21 protein-coding genes are annotated in these 26,576 nt (G+C 69.1%); 9 read left to right on the top strand and 12 right to left on the bottom strand.

The genetic code is table 11. The features are described 5' to 3' along the window. Positions 1 to 55 precede the first annotated feature (55 nt). Positions 56 to 991 (top strand): HpcH/HpaI aldolase/citrate lyase family protein, encoded by a 936-nt coding sequence (locus RVF83_RS04210; RefSeq protein WP_005196473.1) that lies wholly within the window; start codon positions 56 to 58, stop codon positions 989 to 991. A 15-nt stretch (positions 992 to 1,006) separates the two neighbouring features. Beyond that, positions 1,007 to 2,722 carry a hypothetical protein gene (locus tag RVF83_RS04215; protein ID WP_005196471.1) on the top strand — a complete coding sequence of 572 codons (1,716 nt, stop codon included), beginning with the start codon at positions 1,007 to 1,009 and terminating at the stop codon, positions 2,720 to 2,722. Here RVF83_RS04215 and RVF83_RS04220 read toward each other — a convergent pair. Then, on the bottom strand, positions 2,688 to 3,836 hold the full coding sequence (locus tag RVF83_RS04220; protein ID WP_005196469.1) for a glycosyltransferase family 4 protein: 1,149 nt from the start codon (positions 3,834 to 3,836) through the stop codon (positions 2,688 to 2,690). The two genes, RVF83_RS04215 and RVF83_RS04220, sit on opposite strands and share 35 nt — an antisense overlap. Positions 3,837 to 3,904: 68 nt before the next feature. Here RVF83_RS04220 and RVF83_RS04225 point away from each other — a divergent pair, with 68 nt between their 5' ends. Then, positions 3,905 to 4,666 carry a class I SAM-dependent methyltransferase gene (locus RVF83_RS04225; RefSeq protein ID WP_005196467.1) on the top strand — a complete coding sequence of 254 codons (762 nt, stop codon included), beginning with the start codon at positions 3,905 to 3,907 and terminating at the stop codon, positions 4,664 to 4,666. 17 nt (positions 4,667 to 4,683) lie between these two features. Here the strand turns inward: RVF83_RS04225 and RVF83_RS04230 are convergent, their stop codons facing one another. From RVF83_RS04230 to RVF83_RS04265, 8 genes are all read right to left on the bottom strand, one after another. After that, positions 4,684 to 5,457 carry a hypothetical protein gene (locus tag RVF83_RS04230; RefSeq protein WP_005196465.1) on the bottom strand — a complete coding sequence of 258 codons (774 nt, stop codon included), beginning with the start codon at positions 5,455 to 5,457 and terminating at the stop codon, positions 4,684 to 4,686. A gap of 95 nt (positions 5,458 to 5,552) precedes the next feature. Continuing rightward, the gene (locus RVF83_RS04235; RefSeq protein ID WP_005196463.1) at positions 5,553 to 8,099 is read right to left on the bottom strand and encodes an ABC transporter permease; all 2,547 of its coding nucleotides are present in this window, start codon (positions 8,097 to 8,099) and stop codon (positions 5,553 to 5,555) included. 21 nt (positions 8,100 to 8,120) lie between these two features. Next, complete coding sequence (locus RVF83_RS04240) at positions 8,121 to 8,948, bottom strand: ABC transporter ATP-binding protein (RefSeq protein ID WP_005196461.1); 828 nt, start codon at positions 8,946 to 8,948, stop codon at positions 8,121 to 8,123. Positions 8,949 to 9,071: 123 nt separating this feature from the next. Continuing rightward, on the bottom strand, positions 9,072 to 10,079 hold the full coding sequence (locus RVF83_RS04245; RefSeq protein WP_039880154.1) for an esterase-like activity of phytase family protein: 1,008 nt from the start codon (positions 10,077 to 10,079) through the stop codon (positions 9,072 to 9,074). Between the two features lie 60 nt (positions 10,080 to 10,139). Next, entirely contained in the window at positions 10,140 to 11,966 is a 1,827-nt protein-coding gene (locus RVF83_RS04250) for a phosphoenolpyruvate carboxykinase (GTP) (RefSeq protein ID WP_005196457.1), read from the bottom strand. A 184-nt stretch (positions 11,967 to 12,150) separates the two neighbouring features. Beyond that, entirely contained in the window at positions 12,151 to 12,597 is a 447-nt protein-coding gene (locus RVF83_RS04255; RefSeq protein WP_005196456.1) for a DUF6802 family protein, read from the bottom strand. Beyond that, positions 12,594 to 14,072 carry a hypothetical protein gene (locus RVF83_RS04260; protein ID WP_005196455.1) on the bottom strand — a complete coding sequence of 493 codons (1,479 nt, stop codon included), beginning with the start codon at positions 14,070 to 14,072 and terminating at the stop codon, positions 12,594 to 12,596. The genes RVF83_RS04255 and RVF83_RS04260 overlap by 4 nt, the downstream gene beginning before the upstream one ends. Continuing rightward, on the bottom strand, positions 14,069 to 14,944 hold the full coding sequence (locus tag RVF83_RS04265) for a hypothetical protein (protein WP_244971726.1): 876 nt from the start codon (positions 14,942 to 14,944) through the stop codon (positions 14,069 to 14,071). The genes RVF83_RS04260 and RVF83_RS04265 overlap by 4 nt, the downstream gene beginning before the upstream one ends. A gap of 191 nt (positions 14,945 to 15,135) precedes the next feature. Here RVF83_RS04265 and trmB point away from each other — a divergent pair, with 191 nt between their 5' ends. The 4 genes from trmB (at position 15,136) to RVF83_RS04285 (ending at position 21,621) form a co-directional block, all read left to right on the top strand. Beyond that, positions 15,136 to 15,924: a tRNA (guanosine(46)-N7)-methyltransferase TrmB gene (trmB, locus tag RVF83_RS04270; RefSeq protein ID WP_005196453.1), complete on the top strand. Its 789-nt coding sequence runs from the start codon at positions 15,136 to 15,138 to the stop codon at positions 15,922 to 15,924. Then, the gene (locus RVF83_RS04275) at positions 15,921 to 16,607 is read left to right on the top strand and encodes an NYN domain-containing protein (RefSeq protein WP_005196452.1); all 687 of its coding nucleotides are present in this window, start codon (positions 15,921 to 15,923) and stop codon (positions 16,605 to 16,607) included. Before trmB ends, RVF83_RS04275 begins: the two co-directional genes overlap by 4 nt. Before the next feature lie 230 nt (positions 16,608 to 16,837). Continuing rightward, positions 16,838 to 20,089, top strand: coding sequence for an MMPL family transporter (locus RVF83_RS04280; RefSeq protein ID WP_005196451.1), 3,252 nt, complete (start codon positions 16,838 to 16,840; stop codon positions 20,087 to 20,089). A 185-nt stretch (positions 20,090 to 20,274) separates the two neighbouring features. Beyond that, positions 20,275 to 21,621 carry an MFS transporter gene (locus RVF83_RS04285; protein ID WP_005196450.1) on the top strand — a complete coding sequence of 449 codons (1,347 nt, stop codon included), beginning with the start codon at positions 20,275 to 20,277 and terminating at the stop codon, positions 21,619 to 21,621. Between the two features lie 43 nt (positions 21,622 to 21,664). Here RVF83_RS04285 and RVF83_RS04290 read toward each other — a convergent pair whose 3' ends face one another. The 3 genes from RVF83_RS04290 to RVF83_RS04300 are packed head-to-tail and all read right to left on the bottom strand — an operon-like array spanning position 21,665 to position 24,879. After that, positions 21,665 to 22,360 carry a response regulator gene (locus RVF83_RS04290; protein WP_005196449.1) on the bottom strand — a complete coding sequence of 232 codons (696 nt, stop codon included), beginning with the start codon at positions 22,358 to 22,360 and terminating at the stop codon, positions 21,665 to 21,667. A gap of 12 nt (positions 22,361 to 22,372) precedes the next feature. Beyond that, positions 22,373 to 23,602 (bottom strand): MacS family sensor histidine kinase, encoded by a 1,230-nt coding sequence (gene macS / locus RVF83_RS04295; protein WP_005196448.1) that lies wholly within the window; start codon positions 23,600 to 23,602, stop codon positions 22,373 to 22,375. After that, the gene (locus RVF83_RS04300; protein ID WP_005196447.1) at positions 23,599 to 24,879 is read right to left on the bottom strand and encodes an AI-2E family transporter; all 1,281 of its coding nucleotides are present in this window, start codon (positions 24,877 to 24,879) and stop codon (positions 23,599 to 23,601) included. The genes macS and RVF83_RS04300 overlap by 4 nt, the downstream gene beginning before the upstream one ends. A gap of 76 nt (positions 24,880 to 24,955) precedes the next feature. Here RVF83_RS04300 and RVF83_RS04305 point away from each other — a divergent pair, with 76 nt between their 5' ends. Continuing rightward, positions 24,956 to 26,113 (top strand): lysylphosphatidylglycerol synthase transmembrane domain-containing protein, encoded by a 1,158-nt coding sequence (locus tag RVF83_RS04305; protein WP_039880152.1) that lies wholly within the window; start codon positions 24,956 to 24,958, stop codon positions 26,111 to 26,113. A gap of 6 nt (positions 26,114 to 26,119) precedes the next feature. Then, positions 26,120 to 26,569: a DUF3054 domain-containing protein gene (locus RVF83_RS04310; protein ID WP_005196445.1), complete on the top strand. Its 450-nt coding sequence runs from the start codon at positions 26,120 to 26,122 to the stop codon at positions 26,567 to 26,569. Positions 26,570 to 26,576 lie beyond the last annotated feature (7 nt).

Genomic DNA, 26,576 nt, shown 5'->3' on the forward strand with positions numbered 1-26,576 from the left:
CATCGGCCATAGGCAACGATGGGTAGGCTGCAGAGTTTACGAACGAGAGATATCGATGTACGACGACAACACGACCTACGACACCGAATCGACCGATGTCGGTTCGCGTATCGATCCGGTGCTGGCCCGAAGCTGGCTCCTGGTCAACGGCGCCCACTACGCGAAGTTCGAGCCGGCGGCTCGCTCGCGCGCCGACATCGTCGTGCTCGACATCGAAGACGCCGTGGCTCCCAAGGACAAGGTCGAGGCGCGGAACAACGTCGTGCGCTGGATCGGCCCCAAGGACGGTTCCGGTCCCGGCGCCGGTGAATGGGTCCGCATCAACGGCTTCGGTACCCCGTGGTGGGCCGATGATCTCGAGGCGCTCGCCCAGACCGCGATCGGCGGCGTGATGCTGGCGATGGTCGAGTCCGTCGACCACGTCACCGAGACCGCCAAGCGCCTACCGGGCCTCCCGATCGTCGCTCTCGTCGAGACCGCCCGCGGACTCGAGCGGATCAGCGAGATCGCCTCCGCCAAGGGCACCTTCCGCCTCGCCTTCGGTATAGGTGACTTCCGCCGGGACACCGGCTTCGGCGACAGCCCGCAGACCCTCGCCTACGCCCGGTCGCGATTCACCATCGCCGCCAAGGCCGCTCACCTTCCCAGTGCCATCGACGGCCCGACCGTCGGTTCGAGCGCCCTCAAACTGAGCGAAGCCACGGCGGTGAGTGCGGAGTTCGGCATGACCGGCAAGATCTGCCTGACGCCCGCGCAGTGCGCCCCGGTCAACGAGGGCCTGTCGCCGTCCCAGGACGAGATCACCTGGGCGCGGGAGTTCTTCGCGGAGTTCGAGCGCGACGGCGGGGAGATCCGCAACGGTTCGGACCTCCCCCGCATCGCACGCGCCACCAAGATCCTGGACCTCGCGCGCGCCTACGGCATCACCGAGTCGGAGTTCGACGACGACCCGGTGCACGCACCCGCGCCGTCGGACACCCACCACTTCTGAGCCACCCGGGCCGCGGTGTTCTCCGGACGGTTGCTCCCGACGCTCTACCTGGTGAGTGCCGTTGCGGCCGTGGCCGTCCTGGCGCCGCTGCTCCCCGGATCGATCGGCGTCGGACCCGGTTACCTGCTGTACCGGGACGCGGTGTCGACGCCGCGTACCCATGTCACCGACACCACGTTGGGCATCGGTGACCTACCGCCGCGCGCGGTGCCGCAGGACTGGTTCGTCGCGATGGCGTCGACAGTGGTCGACGGTGGCGCGGTGGTCACCGTGATCCTGCTGGCCGCCTTGGTGTTCGCCGGCGCCGGCTTCGGCCGACTGGCATTCCGGCTCGTCCCCGGCGCCGGGCGCGTGGGCGCGGCGGCCGCCGCTCTCGCGGCGATCTGGAATCCCTATGTCGCCGAACGCCTCCTGCAGGGGCATTGGAGTCTGCTGGTCGGGTACGCCACGCTGGGCTGGATTCTCGTTGCCGCATCGGAACTTCGGGATCACCACGACGCGGCGCGGTTCCTCCGGCTGGGTGGTTTGCTGGCCGCTGCAGGGTTGACACCGACGGGATCGGTACTCGCCGGGGTCGTGCTGATCGTGGGGCTCGGCTGCCGTCCGGTCGGCCTGCGCCCCGCCCTCATCGCCGCCGGACTGTGGGTCCTCAGCACGCTGCCGTGGGTCGTGACGGCCGTGATCAGCGACGCCACCACGACTTCCGCCGCCGCCGGCGTCGATGCGTTCGGCCTCCGGTCGGAGCCGGGCCTGGGACCGGTGGGCACGGTTCTTTCGCTGGGCGGCATCTGGAACGCTGATGCGGTGCCCCCCAGTCGCTCCATCTGGTGGGCGGCGATCGCGACGCTGTGCCTGCTGCTCGTGGTCGCGGTGGGCGCCGTCCACCTCTTCCGTCGTCGGACGACCCTCGATCCGCTGGTGCGAGGAATCGCCGCGCTGTCTGTCGCCGTCGCGGTTCTGCTGATCGGCGGCAGCTTCGGTCCGGGAGAGTGGTTGCTGGAGTTCGCGGTCGAACACGTCCCCGGTGCCGGGCTCCTCCGCGACACCCAGAAGTTCTCCGCGCTGCTCGTCCCCGGGGTCGCGCTGGCCGTGGCCGGTGCGGTCGCGGCGGCCTGCCGGCGGGTGCCGTCGGGCTTCGCGTTCGTCGGGGTCGTGTTACTCGTCGTCGCCCCGCTGCCCGATCTCGCCTGGGGCGCCGGTGGTTCGGTGCGGCCGGTGGCCTACCCCGACGACTGGGCCGCGGTGGCGGAGATCGTGCCCGGCGATCAGGGATCGGTGGCCCTGTGGCCCGCGGACACCGTGCGGCACTACCGGTTCGCAGACGGCGTCTCGCTGGATCCCGCGGCGCGGATGCTGCGGGCCCCGGTGATCGAGTCGGGCGCACTGACCGTTGACGGCGAGGTCGTCGATCCGCCGAGCGAGCACGCTGCGGCCGTGGCGTCGGCGCTCGAAGCCGGCGGCGCCCCCGATGATCTCGCGACGCTCGGTGTGGGTTGGGTTCTCGTCGAGAACGATTCCCCGCCCGCTCGGCTCGCGGCGGACGCGCGCCTCGTCCACGACGGGGACGATCTGCGGCTGTACCGGGTAGACGATCCGGCCCATCATGGTGCGGAAGCCACCGATCGGGCGCTGGCGATCGCCGCACACCTTCTCTGGGCGGCGATGCTGGTCGCCGGCGTCGCGGGTGCGCTCGTCGTCAGCGCGCGAGAACGACGTCGAACGTCTCGATGAACCCGTCGCAGGTGGCCGCCCAGGAGTAGCGCCCCGCGCGTACCCGCGCGTCGTCCCCGAGTCGCTGGGCCTCGTCCGGGTTGTCGATGAGTTTCCGTGTGGCGCTGACCAGTTCGTCGACCCCGTCGACGAGCAGACCGGTGTTGCCGTCGTCGATGGAGTCGGTGAGACCGACCGAGCTGCGGTAGCCGATGGTCGGGACCCCGTGCTGCGCGGCTTCGACGACCGCCAGACCCCACCCCTCTTTGCGCGAGGGCATGAGGTGGACCCTGGCCTGCGAGAGCAGCTCGTGCTTCCGTTCCTCACCGACGTGGCCGTGGAAGGTGACCGCGTCGGCGACTTCGAGTTCGGTGGCCGCCGAGCGCAGTTCGTCGGACCACCAGCCGCCACCGATGACATCGAGCTCGACGTCGATTCCGGAACGTCGCAGCTGAGCCAGGACCGTCAGCGCGTCCTCGACCTGCTTGTGCGGCACCAGGCGCGACAGGACACACAGACGCACCGGCTCGCCGGCGTCGTCAGACGGCCGCACGGCGAGCACTGCACCGGTGGGGACGGGGTCGATGCCGTTGCGCACGACGGAGATCCGATCCGCGTCGACGCCGAGCGCGACGAGCTCGGTCTTCGACGGCGTGGACACCGTGACATAGCGGTTCCGGCGATGGACCCTCGGCGAGAGTCGTGACTCGATGAACCAGCCGACGTGCCCGAGCAACCGGCCGGCGACCGGCCATTGTTCGCGGTGGCAATGGTGGACCAGCACCACGGTCGGCGCCGAGGCGACGGCGGTCGCGAAGAACGGCACCCCGTTCTGGGTGTCGACGACGACCTCCGGCCGACAGTCCCGGAGCGGTCCGAAGCCGAGGCGACCGGCCAGGATCGTCGCCAGCATGCGCGGGTAGACGCTGATCCGCCCGCCGGCGCGCACGAACCGCATGCCGTCGCGGTACTCCTCCTCGGCGGCGCCCGGATACGCCGAGGTCAGGAAGGTGACGCGGGCGCCGCGTCGGGCCAGTTCGGCGCCGACGCGTTCCAGATAAGTCTCACTGCCACCGCCCTGAGGGTGGCGGGTATCCCGCCAGCACAGCAGCAGGACGTCGGAAGGTACGCGCATCGCACGACAGCCTACCGCCGAGTAGCTGGTCAACTGCCACGACTCCGGTCGATTAGAGTTTCCCGACGATGACGACCACGACTTCCGGCCGCGACCGTATGGCCCGGCTGGCCACCCTGCGGCGCGCGGCCGGGCTGCTGAACGACTTCCGGTACGAGCAGTCCGATCCTGCCCGCTTCTACGGCGCCCTGGCGACCGACACCGCCGACATGGTGCAGGCGTTCGTCCCCGACCTCGACGGCGGCGTCATCCTCGACGTCGGCGGTGGTCCCGGCTACTTCGCCGACGCCTTCCGCGCCCGGGGCGCGCACTACATGTCGGTCGAGCCGGACCCGACGGAGATGCATGCCGGTGGTCTCGAGCATCGCGGGTCGGTCCGCGGGTCGGGCCAGAATCTGCCCTTCGCCGACGACTGCATCGACGTGACGTTGTCGTCGAACGTCGTCGAGCACACGTCGACCCCGTGGGAGATGGCGGACGACATGCTGCGCGTGACCCGTCCGGGCGGCGTCGTCATCATCAGCTACACGCTGTGGTGGGGTCCCTTCGGCGGCCACGAGATGGGTCTGACCCACTACCTAGGGGGGCACCGCGCGGCGCGTCTCTACACCCGTCGCCACGGCCATCCGCCCAAGAACCTCTTCGGGACCTCGCTGTTCGCCGTCCACGCCACCGACGGCCTGCGCTGGGCGGGATCGGCGACCGATCGGGCCGAGCTCCTGGCCGCCTTCCCCCGCTACATCCCGCGTTGGATGTGGTGGGTCATGCGCGTCCCCGGCTTACGCGAGGTGCTGGGCACCAACCTCGTGCTGGTGCTGCGCAAGAGGTAGTCCCTGACTCCCGGGTGCTACTCCGCCGACAGGTCCGCGGTGCAGTTCAGCGTGCCGCCCTGGCTCGTCGCGGTTGCGAGCTGCTGCCCGTCGACGAGGATGCTGCAGGTGACCGGACCGCGCACGACGATGGCCGACAGGGTCGCCTTGTCGCCCTTCACGTTCACCCGCTGCGACCAGGGCGACCCGGTGGCCGCGATGACGGTCGGTGAACCCCCGCCCTTGCTGAAGCTCAGCGCCACGACGTCGCCGTTGCCGGTGAGCTGGTAGACCACCGTCGCCGGACCCGGCTTCTTGGTCGGTGTCGACGTCGTCTCCTCCGTCGTGGTCGTGGTGGTGGTCGGGGACGAACTGGTCGTCGTCTCCTCGCTGGTGGCCGTCGTCGACGACGAGGCCGCCGCCGCGGAGGAGCCGTCGTCGCCGCCGGACCTCGAGACCAGCGCGACGACCAATCCGAGGATCACCAGAGCGGCCAGCGCCACCAGCGCGAGACCGATGGTGCGTCCTTTCGACGATCCGCCGCGCGGGGGCTCATCACCCTGGGGTGCGCCGTATGGCGACGCCGCGTACGGCGAGCCACCCGTGTATTGGGGGTCCGCGTACTGGGGCTGACCGTAGTGGGGTTCGCCGTATTGGGGCTCGGTGTACGGGCCGGGATACGGCTCACCGGCATGCGGCTGGGTGTAGGCCTGCGACGGCGGCGCCGAAGGGTCGAAGTCGGGATCGAACTGTCGGGTCTCCGGCGGATCGTTCCGCGGATCGTTCGGATCGCCCTGGGGTGGTCGCGTCATGCGGACGATTCTGTCATCCGGTTCCTGATATCGGTCTGTGACCACGCGGCCCGGGCACAACCCGGGCCGCGCCGGCACAGATCAGGAGCGGGACATCAGAGGTCGGCGATCGCCTCGAGAGGCCCCGTCCGGGCGGCACGGACCGCCGGCCACAGCGCCGCGAGCACGCCGACCACCGCCGAGGCGACCAGCGTGATCACGATCAGCGACCACGGAATCACCGGCGCGCCCAGCCCCCACGCCGCGAGCGTGCGCACCAGGGCCACACCGATCAGCGTTCCGAGGATCACGCCGACCACGGCGCCGAAGATCGAGATCAGCACGGATTCCAGGTAGATCGACCGACGCACCTGACCCCGGACCATGCCGATCGCACGCAACATACCGATCTCGCGCTTACGCTCCACCACCGACAACGCCAAGGTGTTGATGATGCCGAGCACCGCGATCAGCAGCGCCAGGCCGAGCATCGCGTAGAGCGTGGCCAGCATCTGGTCGATCTGCGCGGAGATCTGACCCTTGAACTGGTCGCGGTCCTTGACCTGGACGGTCAGGAACCCGGCGGTCGCGTCCTCGAGCCCGGTCCGCAGGGTCTCCAGGTCGGCGCCGGCCTCGGCCTTCACGAAGACCGTGACGTCGAAACGCGCCGGGGGCGGGACCAGGCGCTCGTAGACCGCCGGGCCGACGACCCACGGCTGGAGGGCCTCGTTGTCGGCATAGATGCCGGCGATCGGGACCTGGACCTGCTCACCGGTGGGTGAGGTGAAATTCAGGACCTGACCACGCTCCCAACCCTTCGTCATGGCGGTGCGGTGACTGATCAGCATCCCGTCGGCCGGCAGCGCCGACGACGCGCCGTCCTCCATGTCCATCACCGTGACGTCGTTCAGCGGTCCACCGAGCGCGGAGAATCCCTGCACCGGCTGGTCGTCGACCTTCGCCTGGACGACACCGAACGAGACCACCTCACCGACGCCCGGCACCTTCTCCACCGAGGGACCCACGGTGGGCGGCAGCGGCCCCTGGTTGGTGCCCGAGAGGATGTAGTCGGCGGTGATACCGGAGTCGACGGCATCGTCGACCGTGCCCTTGAACGACTGGCCGAGCGTGCCGATGATCGCCACCAGCATCAGTCCGAGCGTCAGTGCGAATGCCGTCGCAGCCGAACGTCGGGGATTACGAACAGCATTCGTGCGCGCGAGGCGTCCGATCGTGCCGAACGGCGCACCGATCGCGCGGCCGAGCACCCCCACGAACGGACGTGAAGCCGCCGGACCCACCAGCACCGCGGCCAGCACCGCACCGGCCGCGCCCGCACCGACCGTCAGTGCCGGCCCGGAGCCCTCGTCCGTCGCGCCGATCACGATCGCGACGATCGAGGCCAGGCCGATGACCACGCCGATGATGGTGCGATTGCGCAGGGATGCCGATCCCTCGGCCGCCGACGCGCGCATCGCCTCGACCGGCGGCACCCGTGCAGCACGGGCGGCGGGCACCCAGGCACTGATCATCGTGACGACGACGCCGACCAGGATGCCCGCGAGCACCGCACCCACCCCGATCGTCAGCTCGCCCTCGGGCAGTCCCGACGTCGCACTGATGACGGCCTTGAGCACGGCAGCGAGGCCGATACCGATGCCCAGACCCAACGCACCGCCGAGCACACCGACGACGAACGCCTCGAACAGCACCGATCGGGATACCTGTCGCTGGCTCGCCCCGACCGCCCGCAGCAGCGCGAACTCGCGGTTACGCTGCGCGACGATCATCGAGAAGGTGTTGTAGATGATGAACGTGCCGACGACCAGACCGATCGCCGCGAACGCGAGCAGGATGTACTGGAAGATCTGCAGGAACTCGTTGACCTGTTCCTTCTGGTCCTCCCGAACCTGATCGCCGGTCCGCACCTCGTACAGATCGGCGTCGGCGCCGAGGAAAGTGCGCACCCGCTCCTGCAATTGCTTCGGGGACATCCCGTCAACGGCCGACATGTCGACGAGCCCGACGTGGCGCCCGTCGGTGAAGAGGTTCGACGCGGTCGCCGCGTCGAACTGTGCGTTGACGTACCCGCCGGTCGAGGCGGGCAGGTCGATCAGTCCGACAACGGTGACGTCGAGCGGGGTGGAATTGCCCTGGCCGATGACGACCTTGGTCTTCGACCCGACCGTCAGCCCGGCCTCCTCGGCCGCCGAGGAGTTCAGGGCGATCTCACCGGCGTTGGCCGGCCCGCGACCACCTGGCAGAACCCGGGACTCGTCGGGATCGAGCGCCTCGTTCTCCGGGATGTAGGTGGTGCCGACGCTCGGCGCGCCACCCGTCTGGATGGCCTTGCCGTCGGAGTCGGCGACGGTGACCAACCCGCTGTTGTTGACGACGAGCTTGTCGATGCCGAGTGCGGTGCGCTGCTCACGCAGCTGGTCGACCACCCAGAGCGGAACGCCCGGCGACTGCCGATCAGCGGGCGTCACCTCGACCGCCACGCCCTGCGCGGCATTGTCGAAGATGTCGGTGAAGGCCTTCGAGACGGAATTGGTGAACACGATCGAACCGACGACGAAGGACGTGCCGAGGACGATCGAGAAGAGGGTGAGGAACAGACGTAGCTTGTGCGCCCGCAGGTTTCGCAGCGAAACCCGGCGCATCACCGATGAAGACGCCACGGCTCAGAGGGCTTTGGAGGTCTCGGCGGGAGCCGACTGGGACGAGGCGTCGGTGTGGTGGACCCCATCGAGGTTCTTCATCACCTCGAAGACGTCGTCGGCACTCGGGCGGGCGAGTTCCTGCACGATCTGGCCGTCGGCCAGGAACACCACACGGTCGGCGTACGACGCCGCGCGCGGATCGTGGGTCACGATCACGACGGTCTGGCCGAACTCGTCGGTGGCGGCACGCAGGATCGACAGGACCTCACCCGAGGACCGCGAGTCGAGGTTGCCGGTGGGCTCGTCGCCGAAGATGATGGCCGGCTTGCCGATCAGAGCGCGGGCACACGCCACTCGCTGCTGCTGACCGCCGGAGAGCTCGCTCGGCAGGTGCCCCAGGCGATCGGTGATGCCGAGGCGTTCGGTGACGGCGTCGAACCACTCGGTGTCGACGGTACGGCCGGCGATGTCGACCGGAAGGGTGATGTTCTCCTTCGCGGTGAGCGTCGGCACCAGGTTGAACGCCTGGAAGACGAACCCGATGCGGTCGCGGCGGAGCATCGTCATCGCCTTGTCGGACAATTCGGTGAGATCGGTGTCGCCGATGTGGACGCGGCCGTCGCTCGCGACGTCCAGGCCGGCGAGGCAGTGCATCAGCGTCGACTTGCCCGACCCCGACGGACCCATGATGGCGGTGAACTCGCCCTCGCGGAACTGGATCGAAACGCTCTTCAATGCCTCGACGGCGGTGTCGCCCGTGCCGTACCGCTTGGACAGGTTCTCCGCACCCGCAGCCACTCCGTGTTTCGGCGCTCCGGCATCGCGGGCGGCCGCATCAGTCGTCGTCATGCCCTCAACGGTGCCAAATCCGCCGCCGAATGGCTATCAGGTAACCCCCTGACACCACCCTGAGGCGGGAATTGTCACACCTGCCCATCCGCTCCCCGGGTGGCCCCGAGTTCGCGGAGGACGCTACTTGGGCAGCTGGACCTCGAACGAGTGGACGCGGGTGGGCGACCCGGCGTTCTGAGAGACGACGAGCAGCGTGCGACTGCGCGCCTTGGCGAACGGGGTGTCGGGATGCCAGTTGCCCCAGGCGAGACCCGACATGTCGCCGGTGACGAGGTGCGGCGTGCCGGTCGTGGAGAAGATGCGACGCTTCGGCATCGCCTTCTCCTTGCCGGAGAGCTTCTTCACGCCGGCCACCGACGTCGCGCCGCGGACGGTGGTCCAGAAGATGTTGGTCAGCTTGCCCGCACCACGCTCGAGGACGAGGAAGTCGGTGGAGTTGATGGCCAGCACGTCGGCCGCGACCTTGTTGGCGTCGGTGCGATAGACGAACTCGCGGTTGGGTTTGCCGAAGTTGAGCAGACGCGCCGAGATGCGGCCGTCTTGCTTGAGTCCGCCCGCGGTCAGCACCGAGACCTGGCCCTGGGGACCGACCGCGAGGCCGGTGAGCCCACGCTGGCCGGCGACGCCCGACTTGGACGACGGACGCCAGGCGGCCGGCAGCGGGAGGTCGCGGGTGAACTGGCCCAGCGGGCCGATCTGGCGGATGAACTGGTTGTTGCCACCGCTGACGACGGTGTAACCGCCGTTGGTCTTCCGAATGCCCTCGAACTGCGCGCCGCCGGGCAGCAGCGGCACGAACCACGGTCCGAGAACGGTACCGCCGCCGTCGAGTGCCGGACGACCCACGAATGATGCGGTCTCCGAGGAGTATCCGATCCGAGCGGTGAAGAACCGTGCGGGGAGCACGTCCTCGGCGATCAGCGCGTACTGACCGTTGCCGGTCCGGTCCAGGCCGGTGATCCGGTTGAACGTCGGGACGAAGTCGCCGAGCGTCGTCGTATCGGTGTAATACGCGCTGACGCCGGCACCGGAAGCCGGTGCGGCCGTGGCTGGTTGAACTGCGAGTGGAGAGGACAACCCGAGTACACAGGCACCGGCTATCGTGGCCCCCCACAAACGTAGCTTCATGAGGGGCACGATACCTCAACCGTCACATCAGCCTCAGCCCGAACTACCAGACCGGTCGGATCAGGCCAGACGCTGCTTGAGGCCTTCCAGCTCGTCGCGCAGCGAGGTCGGCAGTTTCGGGCCGATGAAATCGAAGAGCTCCTCGATCGACGGGATCTCCTCGCGCCACTCGTCGGCCTTGAACGCCAGTGCCTCGGCGACGTCCTCAGCGGGCACGTCGAGGCCGGACACGTCGATGTCCTCCGGCTTGGCAACGATACCGATCGGCGTCTCGACACCCTCGGCCTCACCCTCGATGCGGCCGATGATCCACTTCAGCACGCGGCTGTTCTCGCCGAATCCGGGCCACAGGAAGCGCTTGTCGTCGCCACGACGGAACCAGTTGACGTAGAACACCTTCGGCAGCTTGGACTCGTCGGCGTTCTTGCCGATGTTCACCCAGTGCTGCAGGTAGTCACCGACGTGGTAGCCCATGAACGGCAGCATTGCCATCGGGTCGCGACGCACGGTGCCGACCTTGCCCTCGGCCGCAGCGGTCTGCTCCGAGCCGACGGTGGCGCCCATGAAGACGCCGGTCTGCCAGTCGCGGGCCTCGGTCACCAGCGGGACGGTGGTCTTGCGACGGCCACCGAACAGGATCGCCGAGATCGGCACACCCTGCGGGTCATCCCACTCGTCGGCCAGCGACGGGCACTGCGAGATCGGGGTGCAGTAACGCGAGTTCGGGTGCGCCGCATTGCTTCCGGACTCGGGAGTCCAGTCGTTGCCGAGCCAGTCGGTCAGGTGAGCGGGGGCCTCGCCGTCGATGCCCTCCCACCAGATGTCACCGTCGTCGGTACGAGCGACGTTGGTGTACAGGGTGTTTCCGGCCTCGATGGTCTTCATCGCGTTCGGGTTCGAGTCGTAGCTGGTGCCGGGCGCGACACCGAAGAAACCGAACTCCGGGTTGATCGCGTAGAGACGGCCGTCCTCGCCGAAGCGCATCCAGGCGATGTCGTCGCCGACGGTCTCGGCCTTCCAGCCGGGGATGGTGGGCTGCAGCATCGCGAGATTCGTCTTGCCACAGGCACTCGGGAACGCCGCGGCGACGTAGTAGACCTTGTTCGCCGGGCTGGTGAGCTTGAGGATCAGCATGTGCTCGGCCATCCAGCCCTCGTCGCGGGCGATGACCGAGGCGATACGGAGGGCATAGCACTTTTTGCCGAGCAGGGCGTTTCCGCCGTAACCCGAACCGAAGGACCAGATCTCGCGGGTCTCGGGGAAATGGGTGATGTACTTCTCGGTGTTGCACGGCCACGGCACGTCGGCCTGACCCGGCTCGAGCGGCGCACCCACCGAGTGCAGCGCCTTCACGAAGAAGCCGTCCTCACCGAGGATCTCGAGGACGCGCGGGCCGACGCGGGTCATGATCTTCATCGACAGGACGACGTACTCGGAGTCGGTGATCTCGACACCCAGCTTCGGGTCGTCGGAGTCGAGCGGACCCATGCAGAACGGGATGACGAACATCGTGCGGCCGCGCATCGAGCCGCGGTACAGCTCGGTCATGGTGGCACGCATCTCGGCGGGCTCGACCCAGTTGTTCGTCGGGCCGGCGTCCTCTTCGGACTCCGAGCAGATGTAGGTCCGCGACTCGACACGCGCGACGTCGGCGGGATCGGAGCTGGCGAGGAAAGAGTTCGGCTTCTTCTCCTCATTGAGCTTCACGAGGGTGCCGGCCTTCACCAGGTCGTCGGTGAGGCGTTCCCACTCCTCGTCGCTGCCGTCGGACCACACGACCCGATCGGGCTGCGTCAGTTCCGCGATCTCGGTAACCCAGGCCAACAGACCCTGGTGGTTGGTCGGCGCGCTGCTCGGGTCCAGTCCGGGGATGGTGGCTGCGGTCATCGTTGGGGCCTCCTGGCGAGCGTGTGACCTGCTGGAATGGTCACCGGTCAGTCGTCTAGGTGTCCAGGATACGTGCACCGAGCGGACGCTAGGTGTGGGGGTGGGCGACTGCGGCTTATCCCACACCGAGGCGATCAGGGACCAAAGTCCCTGGAAGACGGCCGTTGACCGATCCTCGGCCTGCTCAGCCGATACGCCCCGAGCCGCCGGGAATCCACTCGCCGGTCTCCGGGTCGAGCACGGCCGAGCTGAAGCCGCCGTCGGCGCCGATCTCGGTGATCTTGTCGACCTGGCCGTCCCGGTCGCTGTCGGTGTACACGGTGAACCCGTCCGGACCGTTCCGGGTGAGCGAGTCGTTCACCCCGTCGTTGTCGGTGTCGACCTCCGCCGGACCGAGATCCCAGATACGGCCGTCCTCGTGCATCCACAGGTGGTCGTCCAAATCGTCGGAAGCCGATTCGGCGTGCACCGCGGCGACCGAGTCGACGTGCGGGTCGTATCCGGCGCCGGCGTCGGGGAGATCCGCGGTCTCGAACGACCCGCCCGGCAGGGCCCCCGCGTCGGGCCGGCCCGCGTCGAACGGATCGCCCCCTGCGTGCTCGCCGTCGAAGATCGAATCCATCTCGTTCACCCTGTCCCGTCCTCGCCGGAGCCGACCTGATCGTTGGCACTCGGGGCGTTCTTGCCGTCGCCATCCGCCCACAACTGCTCGGAACGGGCGCGGAGCTCGCGGTGCACGACTTGCGCGCGGTCTCGCCGAACACGCTCGTCCTGGTTCACCGCGCCGCTGCGCAGGCGTCGGATCTCGCCGTCGATCTGGGCGACCTGTTCGCCGGTGCGACGTGCGCGGCGTTCGTGGGCTCGGGCGATCTGCCCCGCGATCCGGGTCTCGGACGCGGCGAACCGCAAACCGAGCTGATGGTCGAGTGCGGAGCGGGCGACCGCGAGACGTTCGGTGCTGCGGGCGGTGCGATCGGCGCGCTCCAGCGCGCCCCGCCGGACCCGGATCACCCAGACCGCGACGCCGATCCCCAGCAGCAGGGTCAGCGGCATGCTGATCCACTGCAGGGTCTGCACCGACGCCATCGGCGCGACGACGAGTCGCCCGACGCCCAGCCCGGTCGAGGCGCCGATGACGACGAGCAGCGCATCTTCGGCGCCCCGGCGCCGCCGCCGATCACCCGGGCCGTCGGCGGGCAGCGGGGTCTCCGTCCACGGCTCGGGTGGGGACGGCTCGGGGTCGAGGCCGACCAACACGGTGGCCGCGACCTCGTCGATGCGCTCGTCGGCGTCCCGACGGATGCCGTCGGCGAGGTCACCCCAGCGACTGAGGAGCCACGACTCATGCTCGGCAATGTTGTCCGGCGCGTTGTCCGCTGCCAGAGCCGCGAGTTCACGGACACGCGACCGGAGTTCGGCCGAGGACTGCGCGCGGGCTCGGGTCAGGCCGGCGCGCACGGCTGCGAGTCGATCCGCCCGGCCGCGGTCTCGCGACGCCAGCAGCCGTCGCCGCGCGCTCATCAACTCGTCCAGCGCTCCGGATGTGTCGGTTCCGGTGTCTGCTTCGTCCAGCAGATGTTCGACGGCCCCGGTGCCCGCAGCGAGACGGGCACGCTCGAGGCGCATCGCGGCGGGGGCCTCCAGCGCCTCGCGCATCCAGTCGACCAGTGCGTCGACCCCGGACTCCTCGACGGCGCCGCCGAGCGCAGCGGCCGCCGACACCCCGAACAGCGGCATCGTCGCGAACGGATCAAGGGTCTTGCGATGGGCGCGAACGATCCGGGGCCATTCCCAGAAGGCGTCGATCTTGGTGCAGACCAGCGCGACGGTCCCGACCGTCGCGCGCACCCGCTCGACGAGGTGGAGTTCCTCGTCACCCACCGACGACGAGGGGTCGAGGACGACCAGAGCGACCCCGGGCAGGGTTTCGGCCTCGATGTTCCGGGTGTGGGTTTCGAGATCGGGGGCCAGTTCCCGCACGGCGTCGACGAGGGTGCGCACGCCGACCCCCTCGGTCCCGACGACCAGGACACCGGAACCGGTCCCGACGGTCGCGGCGTCGAATCCGGTCAGTTCTCGCGCTGCGTCGAGTACCCGCACACTCATCGGGCACCTCGGGTCGCGAGCAGACGTTCGGCATTCTCCCGATCGCAGCCTCTGGCCGCGGCACGTTCCAGCTCGGCGTGGATCTCGACCTCGCGCCAGAATCGGACCCGGCCCACGCGGTCACCGAACGCCGAGCCGAGCTGCGGAACCCCGCTGCGGGTGTGCAGGGCGCGGTTGAGAGCGTCCGCGTCGGCCGCCTCCGGCGATCCCTCCGCGATCAGTCGCAGCGCAGTACTGATGCCGTACGCGTCGATCCGGCGCAGCAGGCCCTGCCGCAGGAGTCGCTCCTCCGACCCCGGCGCACCGACGAGGAACCGGCCGGCCATCGACGGCATCTCCGGTCGATCGGCGGCCAGCCGGGTGAGGGCGGAGAACTCCGCGGCGTCGAGATCGGCACAGGCGAGCAACTGGGAGACGGCGTGCACCGGAAGGCCGAGCTGCGTCGAAGACCGCTTGGCGACATCGACCGCGGCCTCCCAGTCCGGATGGGTGTCGGCCTTGCCGAGAACGACGATGACCCGGTCGGCGGGCAGCGAGCTCAGCAGTTCGCGGTCGGCGCGGCGCGGCGGCCCGGTCAGCACGTGCAGCCAGAGGTCCGCGTCGGCGGCAGCGCGGGAATCCTCACCCGGACCGGTCACGGTCAGCGCGAGCCGCTCGCGCAGAGCGCGCGCCATCGTGTCGCGCCCGACGCCCGGCCGGCCGACCACCTGCACATGTAGAGGACGCAGAAAGCGCTGTCCGGCCGCGGCGAGCACTGGGACCAGCGGCGACGACGCTTCGACGAGGTCGGCGAGTCCCCCCTGGTCAGCGGCCGACGAGACGGAATCCCGGGACGGCCACCACCCGGGTGGCGGGTTTGTCGGTGTCCGCACGTTCGCCCCCACGTCTCAACAGCCCTTCCCCACCCGACACCCCGCGTGTTCCGCGGCTGGCCCGAGACTAATCCGGATTCGCCCCGATGGGCTTCCGGGCCTCCACATCCCCGCCGACGACCCGTTCTGTCCCCACGAATCCGCGCCCCCTTGACGGACACGATCACCCGCGACTTCGCGGAAAGGCCACCATGCGCAACGATGGACGGGTGAACAACAGCGCCGACAGGTCACGGTTGTACCCCCGCGTGACGAGCTTCCGATTCCGCCGGGGGACCTTGACGACCGGACAGCAACGCAACTGGGAGACCCTCTGGCCCGTCCTCGGTCGCGACCTGGAGATCGGTCCGGAGCGCATTCCCGAGCCTCAACTCGATCTGAACGCCATGTTCGGCCGGGACAACCCGAAGGTCCTCGAGATCGGCAGCGGCACCGGCATCTCGACCGCGGCGATGGCCGAGGCCGAGCCCGACGTCGACGTGGTGGCGGTCGAGGTCTACAAGCCGGGCCTGGCGCAGCTGCTCGGTCTCGTCGACCGGAACGGGCTGACCAACGTGCGCCTGATCCGCGGTGACGCGTCGATCGTCCTGCGGGAACTGATCCCGTCGTCGAGCCTCACCGGCGTCCGACTCTTCTTCCCGGACCCCTGGCCCAAGTCGCGTCACCACAAGCGCCGGTTCGTCCAGACGGGCACACTGGAGCTGATCGCCGACCGTCTCGTCCCCGGCGGCGTGCTCCACATCGCCACCGACCACGCGGGTTACGCCGAGTGGATCGCCGAGAAGCTCGCCACCCAGGACGCCGACCGCCCCCACGTCGTGCAGCTCACCCGCGAATCCCCGATCCTGCTGGAACGGCCGACGACGAAGTTCGAGGGCCGGGCGGAACGAGAAGGCCGGTACGTCAGCGAATTCGTGTACACGCGGCCCATCCCGCCGGCTTCCGCGTCCGGCGACACCCCTGACGGGAGCCCGGCATGACCGACCAGACCACCCCGGCCGGAACGACCGCCGGCTTCGCGGACACCATCTCGGGCCAGACCGGTACTCGCCGGATGCTGCTGGTCTGGGATGCGCCCAACATGGACATGGGCCTCGGCGCCCTGCTCGGCGGCCGTCCGACCGCCGCGCATCGCCCCCGATTCGACGCGTTGGGCCGCTGGCTGCTGCAGCGCACGGCAGATGTGTCAGCTCTCACGGAGAACGTCGGCGGCGTCGAGCCCGAGGCGACCGTCTTCACCAACATCGCGCCAGGTAGCGCCGATGTTGTGCGTCCCTGGGTGGATGCCCTGCGCAACGTCGGTTTTGCGGTTTTCGCCAAGCCGAAGCTGTCCGAGGACAGCGACGTGGACTCCGACATGCTCGACCACATCGAACTTCGCAGGCACACTGTTGGACTAGCCGGCGTGATCGTGGCGTCCGCCGACGGTCAGGCATTCCGCGAGCCGCTCCTCGAAGTGGCCGGCGACGGGGTGCCCGTCACCGTCATCGGATTCCGTGAACACGCCAGTTGGGCCCTCACCACCGAGGAACTGGAGTTCATCGACCTCGAGGACATCCCGGGCGTGTTCCGGGAGCCATTGCCCCGCATCGGGCTGGATTCCCTCCCGGACGAAGGCGCTTGGCTCACACCGTTCCGGCCGCTCAGCGCGCTATTGCGCTGACCGGCGCGCGGTGCCTCGTCGCAGGACGCCGAGGTGCTCACTGAGGGCGTCACCGACCCCGATACCTCAGGGATCACTCAGGCAACACTGTCAAGATCTCACGGAGAACTGACAGAATCGCGACCGGCACCGTTCACCCCCCGGCACGGCGCCCCGTCCGAGCGCACCGACGGCCCGACACCCCCGATCGCGGCCGGCGCCCGACACGTCGCACGAGAAAGGACATCAGCGTGTTCCGAGTAATCGGCACATTCGTGTATCGAATGCGCTTCCTCGTCATCGCGGTGATGATCGCCCTGATGGCGGGACTCGGACTATACGGTCTCGACCTCAGCAAGCATCTGAGTCAGAGCGGTTGGTTCGACCCCACGTCGGAATCCGATCTCGGTGCCCGCTACGCCGACAAGGCCCTGGGCCGCGATCACACGTCTGATGTCATCCTGCTGGTCACACCACCGGAGGGCACACTGGTCGACGACCCGGCGTTCGGGAAGAAGGTGGAGACCTTCGTCGAAGACCTGATCGCCACGCACCCCGACATCGTCGGGCGCGCCGACCCGGGGCTCTACGACCCGTTCCTCGTCCAGCCCGCACAGAGTGCAGTCCAGGAGCGACTGTTCACCCCGGACAAACGTCAGGCCTTCATCAGCATCGGTGTCGCCGGCAACGACGACACCACGGTGCTGGCCAACTACAACACCATCGAACCGTTCTTCGACGACATCGCCGAACGCTTCGACATACCCGGCGCCACCTTCGAACTCGCCGGCCTGCAGCCGGTCTCCGGGTCGATGGCCGACGGCATGGACAAGGACATCAAGCGCGCCGAGGTGATCGCGCTGCCGGTCGTCGCGCTCATGCTGTTCTTCGTCTTCGGGGGCGTCGTCGCGGCGTGTCTGCCGGTCCTGATCGGCGGCCTGACGATCGCGGGATCGCTGGGCATCATGAAGATCCTCGCGCTGACCACCGAGCTCAACATCTTCGCGCAGTCGGTGGTCACGCTGATCGGTCTCGGCATCGCGATCGACTACGGCCTGTTCATCGTCTCGCGCTTCCGAGAGGAACTCGGCGAGGGCTATTCCACGAAGGCCGCGGTCCGAAGAACCGTGATGACCGCGGGCCAGACCGTGGTGTTCTCGGCGACCATCATCGTCGCCGCGCTGGCCTGCCTGCTGATCATGCCGCAGGGATTCCTCAAGTCGGTGGCCTACGGCGCCATCGCCTCGGTCTCCCTCGCCGCGATCCTGTCCATCACCGTGCTGCCGGCGATCCTGGGCATCCTCGGGCCACGGGTCAACATGCTGTCGATCGGCTCGATCCTCAAGTACACCGCGATCCCGCTGGTCCGCCGCTTCTCGACCGAGGAGCGCGCCGTCGCGCTGGAGAACCGCTTCTCCGGCCGGATGAAGACCAGCCAGGAAGTCGAGAACGGCTTCTGGGGCCGCCTCGCGACGTGGGTGATGAAGAACCCGCTGAAGACGGCGATCCCGACCGTGCTCCTCCTGCTCGCCCTGACGGTCCCGTTCGGCAGCATCCAGTTCGGCGGCATCAGCGAGAAGTTCCTGCCGCCGGACAACTCCGCACGTGTGGCGCAGGAGAAGTTCGACGAGTACTTCCCCAGTGAGCGCACCGAGGCGGTCAAGCTCGTCATCGTCTACGACGAGACGAACCAGGAAGATCAGAACAAACTCGAGGCCATCGCCCGCCAGGCCGACCAGGTCCCGGGTTTCACCAACAAGTTCAGTGACCCCGACAAGGCCGGCTTCGGTTCCTACGACGCCGAGCGGTACCCCAACGTGGGCGTCTACCAGGTCTCGGCCGGCCTGGTCGACCGCACCCAGGCGGCCAAGGCGATCGACCAGCTCCGGGCGATCGACACCCAGGGCCTCACCATGTACGTGACGGGCACCCCTGCGCTCACCCAGGATTCGATCGACGCGCTGATGAACCGGCTGCCCCTGATGGCGATCATGCTGGTCCTCATCACCGGCCTGCTGATGTTCCTGCAGTTCGGGTCGCTGGTCCTGCCGATCAAGGCGGCGTTGATGACCGCTCTCGGTCTCGGCGCGACGCTGGGCATCCTGACCTGGATCTTCGTCGACGGCCACGGTGCGGGTCTCGCGAACTTCACCCCGGGTCCGCTGTTCGCGGCGATCCTGGTCCTGATCATCGCGATCATCTTCGGTCTCTCGACCGACTACGAGGTGTTCCTGCTCTCCAGAATGGTAGAGGCCAGACAACGGGGCGCCAGCACCACCGAGTCCATCCGGAGCGGCATCGCCCACACCGGCGGGATCATCACCGCGGCGGCGGCCATCCTGGTCGTGGTGACGGGCGCGTTCAGCCTGTCCGACATCGTGATGATGAAGTACATCGCGTACGGCATGATCGCGGCGCTCATCCTCGACGCCACCGTGATCCGCATGCTGCTCGTGCCGTCGGTGATGAAGCTGCTCGGCGACGACTGCTGGTGGGCGCCTCGCTGGATGCAGACCGTACAGCGCAAGATCGGTCTCGGCGAGGCCGTCCTCGAGGACGAGCCCGACGAGCAGCGCGACTCCCGCGCGGCACGCAAGATGAGTGCGGGCACGCTGGTCGCGGAGGCCCCGACCTCGGTCATGGCCGCGGCCCGGCCGCGCACCGCGCCCGCCGGAGCCGCACCCGCGCGCCGCGGGGCCCCGGGACCGGATGGTCGCCGGCCCGTTCCTCCCCGTCCCGCATCCGGCGCACCCCAGGGCAATGCGCCCCAGCCCGGTGCACCGCAGCCGAATGCACCGATGACCAACGCACCGCTGGCGAAGACGCGCCAGCCTGGTCCGCCGGTCCGTAACGGCGGTCCGGGTCCGGTCCCCCCGGTACCCGCCCCCGGTCGCGCGGTCCCCGGCCGTGTCGGTGCGTCGGCACCGCCCGCCGCCCAGCCGTCCGGCGCGCCGGCCGAGGCATCCCGTCCTGAGCGTCGCCCGGCGTCGCCGTACCGACGGTCGACTCTCCCCAAGAGCGATCGCCCGGACACCGGTGGGTGGAGCCTCGGCGAGGGCGGTATCCGCCTCGGCGACCCGGCTCCGCGCGCAGACCGCCCGACGGGAACCACTCCCCCGGCTGCGGCGCCGGTCCGTGAGCCCCAGCCGACCGAAGCACCTGCGCGTGACGCGGGTTCGCGGTCCCCGCTGGGACGACGCCCGAGCCTTGACGACGCCGGGCGCCGACCGCTGGCTGCGTCCGTATCGCCGGAGAACTCGACGCCGACGACCCGTGGTCGCCGGACCTCCGGACCGTCTCCGATGGAGCGTGGACTGAGTCCGGACGCCACCCCGGCGGCCACTCCCCGTCCGGGAACCGGCCCCGCCGGCCCGCCATCCGCAGACGCCGACTCGGGCCGTCGCCGCCCACGGTCCGACCGGCACGCCCGCTCGGACGAGACCGGTGACGACGCCCAGATCAGTGTGCAGGAGCTGCTGAAGCGCAGTCGTTCCGAGAAGTAGTCGCGCCGACAGGTGCACGTCGACGGCCGGTCGGGGTTCGCCCCGCCGGCCGTTTCTCGTTATGAATTCCGCGTCGGGCCGGATCAATCGCGGACTGGCCAGGACTGGGCATTACCCTGATGTGATTGCGCACACACTCCGCGCAGGATGGCTTCCAGCCCACAAACGCTGGAGGTACAGCCCGCATGAACTCTTCCACCTGGACGTCTCCGGAGCATCGCCGCAGCGTGCTCTGGATCGTCACCCTCGCCGCCGTCGCGATCGTCTTCGATGGTTACGACCTCGTCGTCTACGGCACTGTCCTGCCCACGCTGCTCGACGACCCGGGACAACTGGGCGAGCTGACCCCGGCGACCGCCGGGGCCCTCGGTTCCTACGCCCTCATCGGCGTGATGATCGGCGCCCTGGTCGCCGGGGCGTTCGGCGACCGGGTCGGCCGTCGCCGGATGATGTTGTTCAACATCGTCTGGTTCTCGGTCGGCATGGCGGCCACCGCGCTCGCGACCGACCTCGTGTCGTTCGGAATCCTGCGCTGCCTCACCGGCATCGGCATCGGCGGCCTCGTCGCGACCGCGGGCGCGATGGTCGCAGAGTTCGCGCCGACCTCCAAGCGAAACCTGTTCAACGCCATCGTCTACAGCGGGGTCCCGGCGGGCGGTGTCCTCGCCTCGGTGCTGGCGATGCTGCTCGCCGACCACCTCGGGTGGCGCGGCCTGTTCTGGATCGGCGCACTGCCTCTCGTCACGCTGCTCCCGCTCGCCGCGCTGAAGATGCCCGAGTCCCCGCAGTGGCTCGCGGCACGCGGACGGTACGAAGAGGCCCGTGAGATCAGCACGCGGACCGGTATCCCGGTGGACCTGCGCGCACGCCACCTCGACGTCGCACCGGGATCCGTACCCGTGAAACTCGGCTTCGCCGCCCTCGCCACCCGCCGGTTCGCCGTCCCCACACTGCTTCTGGGCATGATGAGTTTCGTCGGCCTGCTGTTGACCTACGGCCTGAACACCTGGCTTCCGCAGATCATGAAGGGCAACGGATTCGACGCGAAGGGGTCGCTGGCGTTCCTGCTGGTCCTCAACGGCGGCGCGATCGTCGGCGGCCTCATCGCCGCCCGGCTCGCCGATCGCCGCGGCCCGCAGCAGGTGGTCGCGACGTCGTTCTGTCTGGCGACCTTCGCCCTCGTGTGCCTGACCTTCGGTCTGCCGCTGCCGATCCTGCTCGCCGCGGTCGCGGTCGCCGGCACGGGCACCATCGGAACCCAGGTGCTGATCTACGGTTTCGTGTCGAACTTCTACCCCACCGAGGCGCGCGGCGCGGGCGTCGCCTGGTGTGCCGGATTCGGTCGGCTGGGCGGGATCGTCGGTCCGGTCATCGGCGGTCTGCTGATCGGCGCCGGGATCTCCTCGGGCACGGCGTTCTACCTGTTCGCCGGCATCGCGCTGGCCGGTGCGGCAGCGACGCTGATGGTCGTCGAACCGAAGCCGGAGACCTCGACACCGGTTGCGCCGGCCGCGCTCGCCGCCACCGAATAGTCTCGGGCATCGAGCTTTTCATCCACACGGCCTGGAGGAGGACTCAGTCCTCTTCCAGGCCGTGTTCGATGACGTAGCGGGTCAGTTCCACCCGGTTGCCCAACTGCAGCTTCCGGAGCGTGGCCTGGACGTGGTTCTCGACCGTACGGTGACTGAGGGACAACCGCCGGGCGATCTGCTTGGCGCTCAGCCCTTTCGCCACGAGCCGCAGCACCTCGGTCTCCCGCTCGGTCAGGGCCGGCGTCGCCGGCGAGGCATCCGGTTGTTGCGACATTCGGCGGTACTCGCCGAGGACGAGCCCCGCGAGACCGGGCGTGAAGACCGCCTGTCCATCGGCGGTGGCGCGAACCGCGGACACCAGCTCCTCCCGCGACGACGACTTCACGAGATATCCACTCGCCCCGGCCTTCACGGCCTTGAGGACGTCGTCACGCTCGCCGGAGGCCGACAGCACGAGGATGCGGGTCCGCGGCGAGACCTCGAGCACCGCGACGGTCGCGTCGGCGCCCGAGCCGTCGGGGAGCTGCATGTCCATCAGCACGACGTCCGGCGTCACCGCGGCGGCACGTCGCCCCGCGCTGGCCACCCCGTCGGCGGTGGCGACGACGTCGAATCCCTCGTCGGCGAGGTCGCGGGCGACCGCGTCACGCCAGATCGGGTGATCGTCGACGACCATGATCCGCAACCCTCCGGCGTCACCGTCCACCACGCGTTCACCCTCCGATCCGACCGTGCCCATCCGCTTCTCCCATCAGTCCCGCCGGCTCTGTCGCCGCGGAACGGTGAACTCCCACTCGGTCCCGCCACCGGGCTCGGTGTCCAGGACGGCCCTACCGCCCAGTGATTCGATCCGTCCGACAATGGATTTGGCGACGCCGAGGCGTCCCTGCGACACCGCCTGCGCCAGCCGACCCTCACCGATTCCGATGCCGTCGTCGCGTACGCTCACCACCACGTCGTCCCCCAGATCCTCCACCAGGACGTAGGCGCGCGCACCGGGTCCCGCGTGATGGCGGGTGTTGTCCAGGGCGTTGACCACCGCGGCGCGGATCTCCTGCCCGATGTGGGCGGGTACCGGAACGGGGTCGGCGGGTGCGCTCACCGAGGTCCGGTCGTCGGCGAAGACGCGTAAGGCAGCCGCAAGGTCGAGTTCGACGGTTCCTCCGGCGCCGTCGAGCACGGACTCGGAGCCCGCGTCACCGGCGTCGGAGATCATGCGGCGCAGCGCGCGTTCCTGTTCGGCGGCCAGCGAGGCCAGTTCCGCGGTGGGACCGCCGATCTCACGTCCGCGCCGGGCGATGAGTGCGAGCACCTGCAACACCCCGTCGTGCACCTCGCGCGACAGGCGTTCGCGTTCCTCCGCGGCCGCCGCGATTCGTGCTGCGGCCGAGAGCTTCTCGTGGGAGCGCCGGGCATTCGCCGCCGCGAGGCCCACTGCCATGCCGGTCGCGACGATCACGATGATCGTGGCATTGCGCCCGAAGTTCAGGTTCAGCTCGCCCTTGACGAACGTGCTCGTCCCGCCGACGACGAGTCCGGTGACGATCCCGGCGACCGGTCCCGCCAGGATCGCGACCGAGATGACCGCGTTGGTGGCCCACAGCGTCGTCGGCCAGGTCTGGTTGTTCCACGCCCACTCCGCGTCGGCCACATAGGAGGTGGACAGCATCAGTCCGCAGACCAACGCCACTTCGGCGGTCACCCAGTAGCGATTGCGGGCGAACCCGACGAAGTACCCGACTCCGCTGACCGCCGTCCAGACGGTCAGCAGACCGAAGAGGGCCCATGCAACGGCCCGGTGTTCCAGGTCGTCGTTGATCGCCAGTTGGAAGCCGAGCGCGTAGAGATACGACAGCAGCCGGAAGATCTGCGCCCCCCGCCACAGCGGGCCGACCGGATCGACGTCGACGGCGCGGGCCAGTCGCCCCGCCTCGGTGTCCCGCATCTGCGCGACCCACCGCGCCGACGGCTGCGCGCTCATGCCGTCCCGGGGTCCTGCGGGCCTGGCTCGGGGTCCCGCTTCGGTGGGGTCGTGTCGTGCGGCATCGCCCCGCCCTCGGCCACGGCCTCCGCGGTCGCGTCGGGATCGGCGGTGTCCCACAGGGGTTCACTGGCTTCGGCGACATAGCCGCCGGGGTGGACCGCGGTGTCGTGGTCGGCGTCGGCCGTGCCCTTGAGATGACGTATCGCGGTGTTGAGGAAGGCGATCAGCGGCACGGCCAGCAGGCCGCCGATGATCCCGGCCGAGACCAGGCCCGCGGCGATACCGAGGACCACTGCGACCGGGTGCAACCGCACCGATCGGCCGAGCAGGAACGGCTGCAGCACATGACTTTCGAGCTGCATCACGCCGACCACGATCGCGAGTGCGACCACCGCCGCGATCCAACCCTGGGTGATCAGGGCGACCAGCACCGCGAGCGAACCGGTCAGCAGCGCACCGACGATCGGGATGAAGGCACCGAGGAACACCAGCGAGGCCAGCGGAAGCGCGAGCGGCACCTGCAGGATGGCCAGGCCCACACCGATACCGCAGGCGTCGACGAAGGCCACCGCGATCGTCGCCCGCACGTACCCGACGAGCGTCCCGAAACCGGCGATCCCCGCTCGCCACACCCGATCACGGCTCCCGGCCGGCACGAGGCCGGTCGAGAACCGCCAGATCTCCGCCCCGCCATAGAGAAAGAAGATGAGGAGGAAGAGGGTCAGCAGTGCACCGGTGATGATCTCGCTCGCGGTGGTGGCGGTCGCTAGTGCGCCGCTGGTGACGCGATCCTGGTTGTGCTGCAGAAAGTTCACGACGTCCGAGCCCGCGTTCCGCACCTGCTCCGGATCGAGATCGAGCGGCCCCTCGATCAGCCACTGCTTGGTCCGCTCGACCGTGTCGTTGACCTCTTCGACCAGCTGCGGCACACCCCGCATGAACTCGCGCACCACGAACGTCATCACCCCGGCGATGAAGCCCAGCGCCAGGAGGATATTGAGCAGCACTGCCAGCGACCTCGGCACCCCGCGACGGTCGAGGGCGTCGACCGCGGGCACGAGCATCGCCGCGACCAGGATCGCCAGCGCGACCGGGACCAGCACCTCCTCGAACTCCACGAACAGCTTCGCGGCCACGTAGGCGGCGACGAGGAGCAGGAGCAGTCGCCACGCCCATTCAGCGGCGGCCCGCACCTGCGGGTGGACCCTGGCCCGGTCGAGGGACGCGAGGTCGGGGGCAACGTTCGGCCGACCGGCCGGTTCGGCTTCGCTCACGAGAGCAACAGTAGACAGTTGGAACACCGGACGGTGGTGGACATGCAGGAGCGCCCCCTGGCCTAGTGTGTCACCTATGTCGGAGGATGTTGGCTCGCCGCGGGATATGACCGCCCGCCTCGCCACCCGTCCCCGCTTCTGGTGGGTGCGTTGGGTCCTCCTTGCCGTCGTCCTGGTGATCCTCGGAGTCGAGATCGTGCTGATCTGGCCCGAGTTGAAGAAGGCATGGCTACGCATCGGCGACATCAAATGGCACTGGGTGTTCGCCTGTGTCGTGGCCGCGATGCTCTCGATGGACAGCTTTGCGCAGGTCCAGCGTGCGCTGTTGCGTTCGGCCGGTGTCCGGGTGACGCAGTGGAAGTCGCTGTCGGTCATCCTCGCCGCCAACTCGCTGAGCCAGACGATGCCGGGCGGCCAGGTGCTGGCGCCGGCGTTCACCTACCGCGAGACCCGTAAGTGGGGAGCGACCCCGGTCGTCGCGTCCTGGCAGGTCGTGATGTCGGGCCTCCTCGCGGGCGTCGGACTCGCGGTTCTCGGCTTCGGTGGCGCAATGCTCGCCGGCGCCAAGACCAGCCCGTTCTCGGTCGTCTTCTCGGTGGCCGGGCTGCTCGCCGTCGCCGTGGTCCTGCAGTACCTCGCCAGTCACCCCGAGTCGCTGAAGAGCACCGGCATCCGGGTACTGGGGTGGATCAATCAGCTCCGCAACAAGCCCGACGAGCACGGCACCGAGAAGCTCTTCGAACTGCTCGAACAGCTCCGGGCGGTCCAGCTCACCAAACGGGATACGTCGATCGCCTTCGGGTGGAGCCTCTTCAACTGGGTCGCCGACGTCGCCTGCCTGATGTTCGCCTGCTGGGCCGTCGATGCACACCCGAGCATCGCGGGACTGATGGTCGCCTACGCGGCCGGCAAGGCGGTCGGTACGGCGATCCCGCTGCTCCCGGGCGGCATCGGGGTCGTCGACGCCGTGCTGGTCCCGGCCCTGACCAGTGCCGGGATGCCCGCCGCGGACGCGATCACCGCCGTTCTGATCTACCGCATCATCAGCTACGTGTTCGTCGCGGCGGTCGGCTGGGTCGTGATCGCCCTCATGTTCCGCAACCGGATCAGGCGCGACGACACCTTCATCGACGAGGTGGAACGCGACGTCGACGCAGCAGAGCGCGAGGAGGCGTCCGGCACGGAACCCGATCGAGGGTCGGACAGTGATCCGCCGCCAGACCCGGTACGGTAATCCACCATGTCGATCCCGAACCCCACGGAGGAGGGGACCTCACCGGTGCGGGGAACCGCGACCGGGCCGATGGCCGCCCTGTTCGACGCGGTGGCCATCACGATCTTCGTGGTGATCGGCCGGGCCAGCCACGAAGAGGGGTACGCCCCGGCCGCCTTCCTGCACACCCTGTGGCCGTTCCTGGTCGGCTGCGCGGCAGGCTGGTCGATCACCTACGTGTACGCGCACGTGCGGTCCAGCGACTTCTTCGGCCACGATTTCCGGCCCGACCGCGTCGTGCCGGTCGGGATCGTCATCTGGTTCTGCACCGTGACCGTCGCGATGATCCTGCGCTTCATCCTCAGCCAGGGTGTGGCCGTCAGCTTCGTCATCGTCGCGACCGTGACGCTGGCCCTGTTCCTGCTGGGATGGCGCGCGGTCTTCGCCTACCTGGGCCGCCGCGCCGTCACCCGCTGATCTCGGC

The sequence above is a fragment of the Gordonia rubripertincta genome (assembly GCF_038024875.1).
Lineage (GTDB): Bacteria > Actinomycetota > Actinomycetes > Mycobacteriales > Mycobacteriaceae > Gordonia > Gordonia rubripertincta.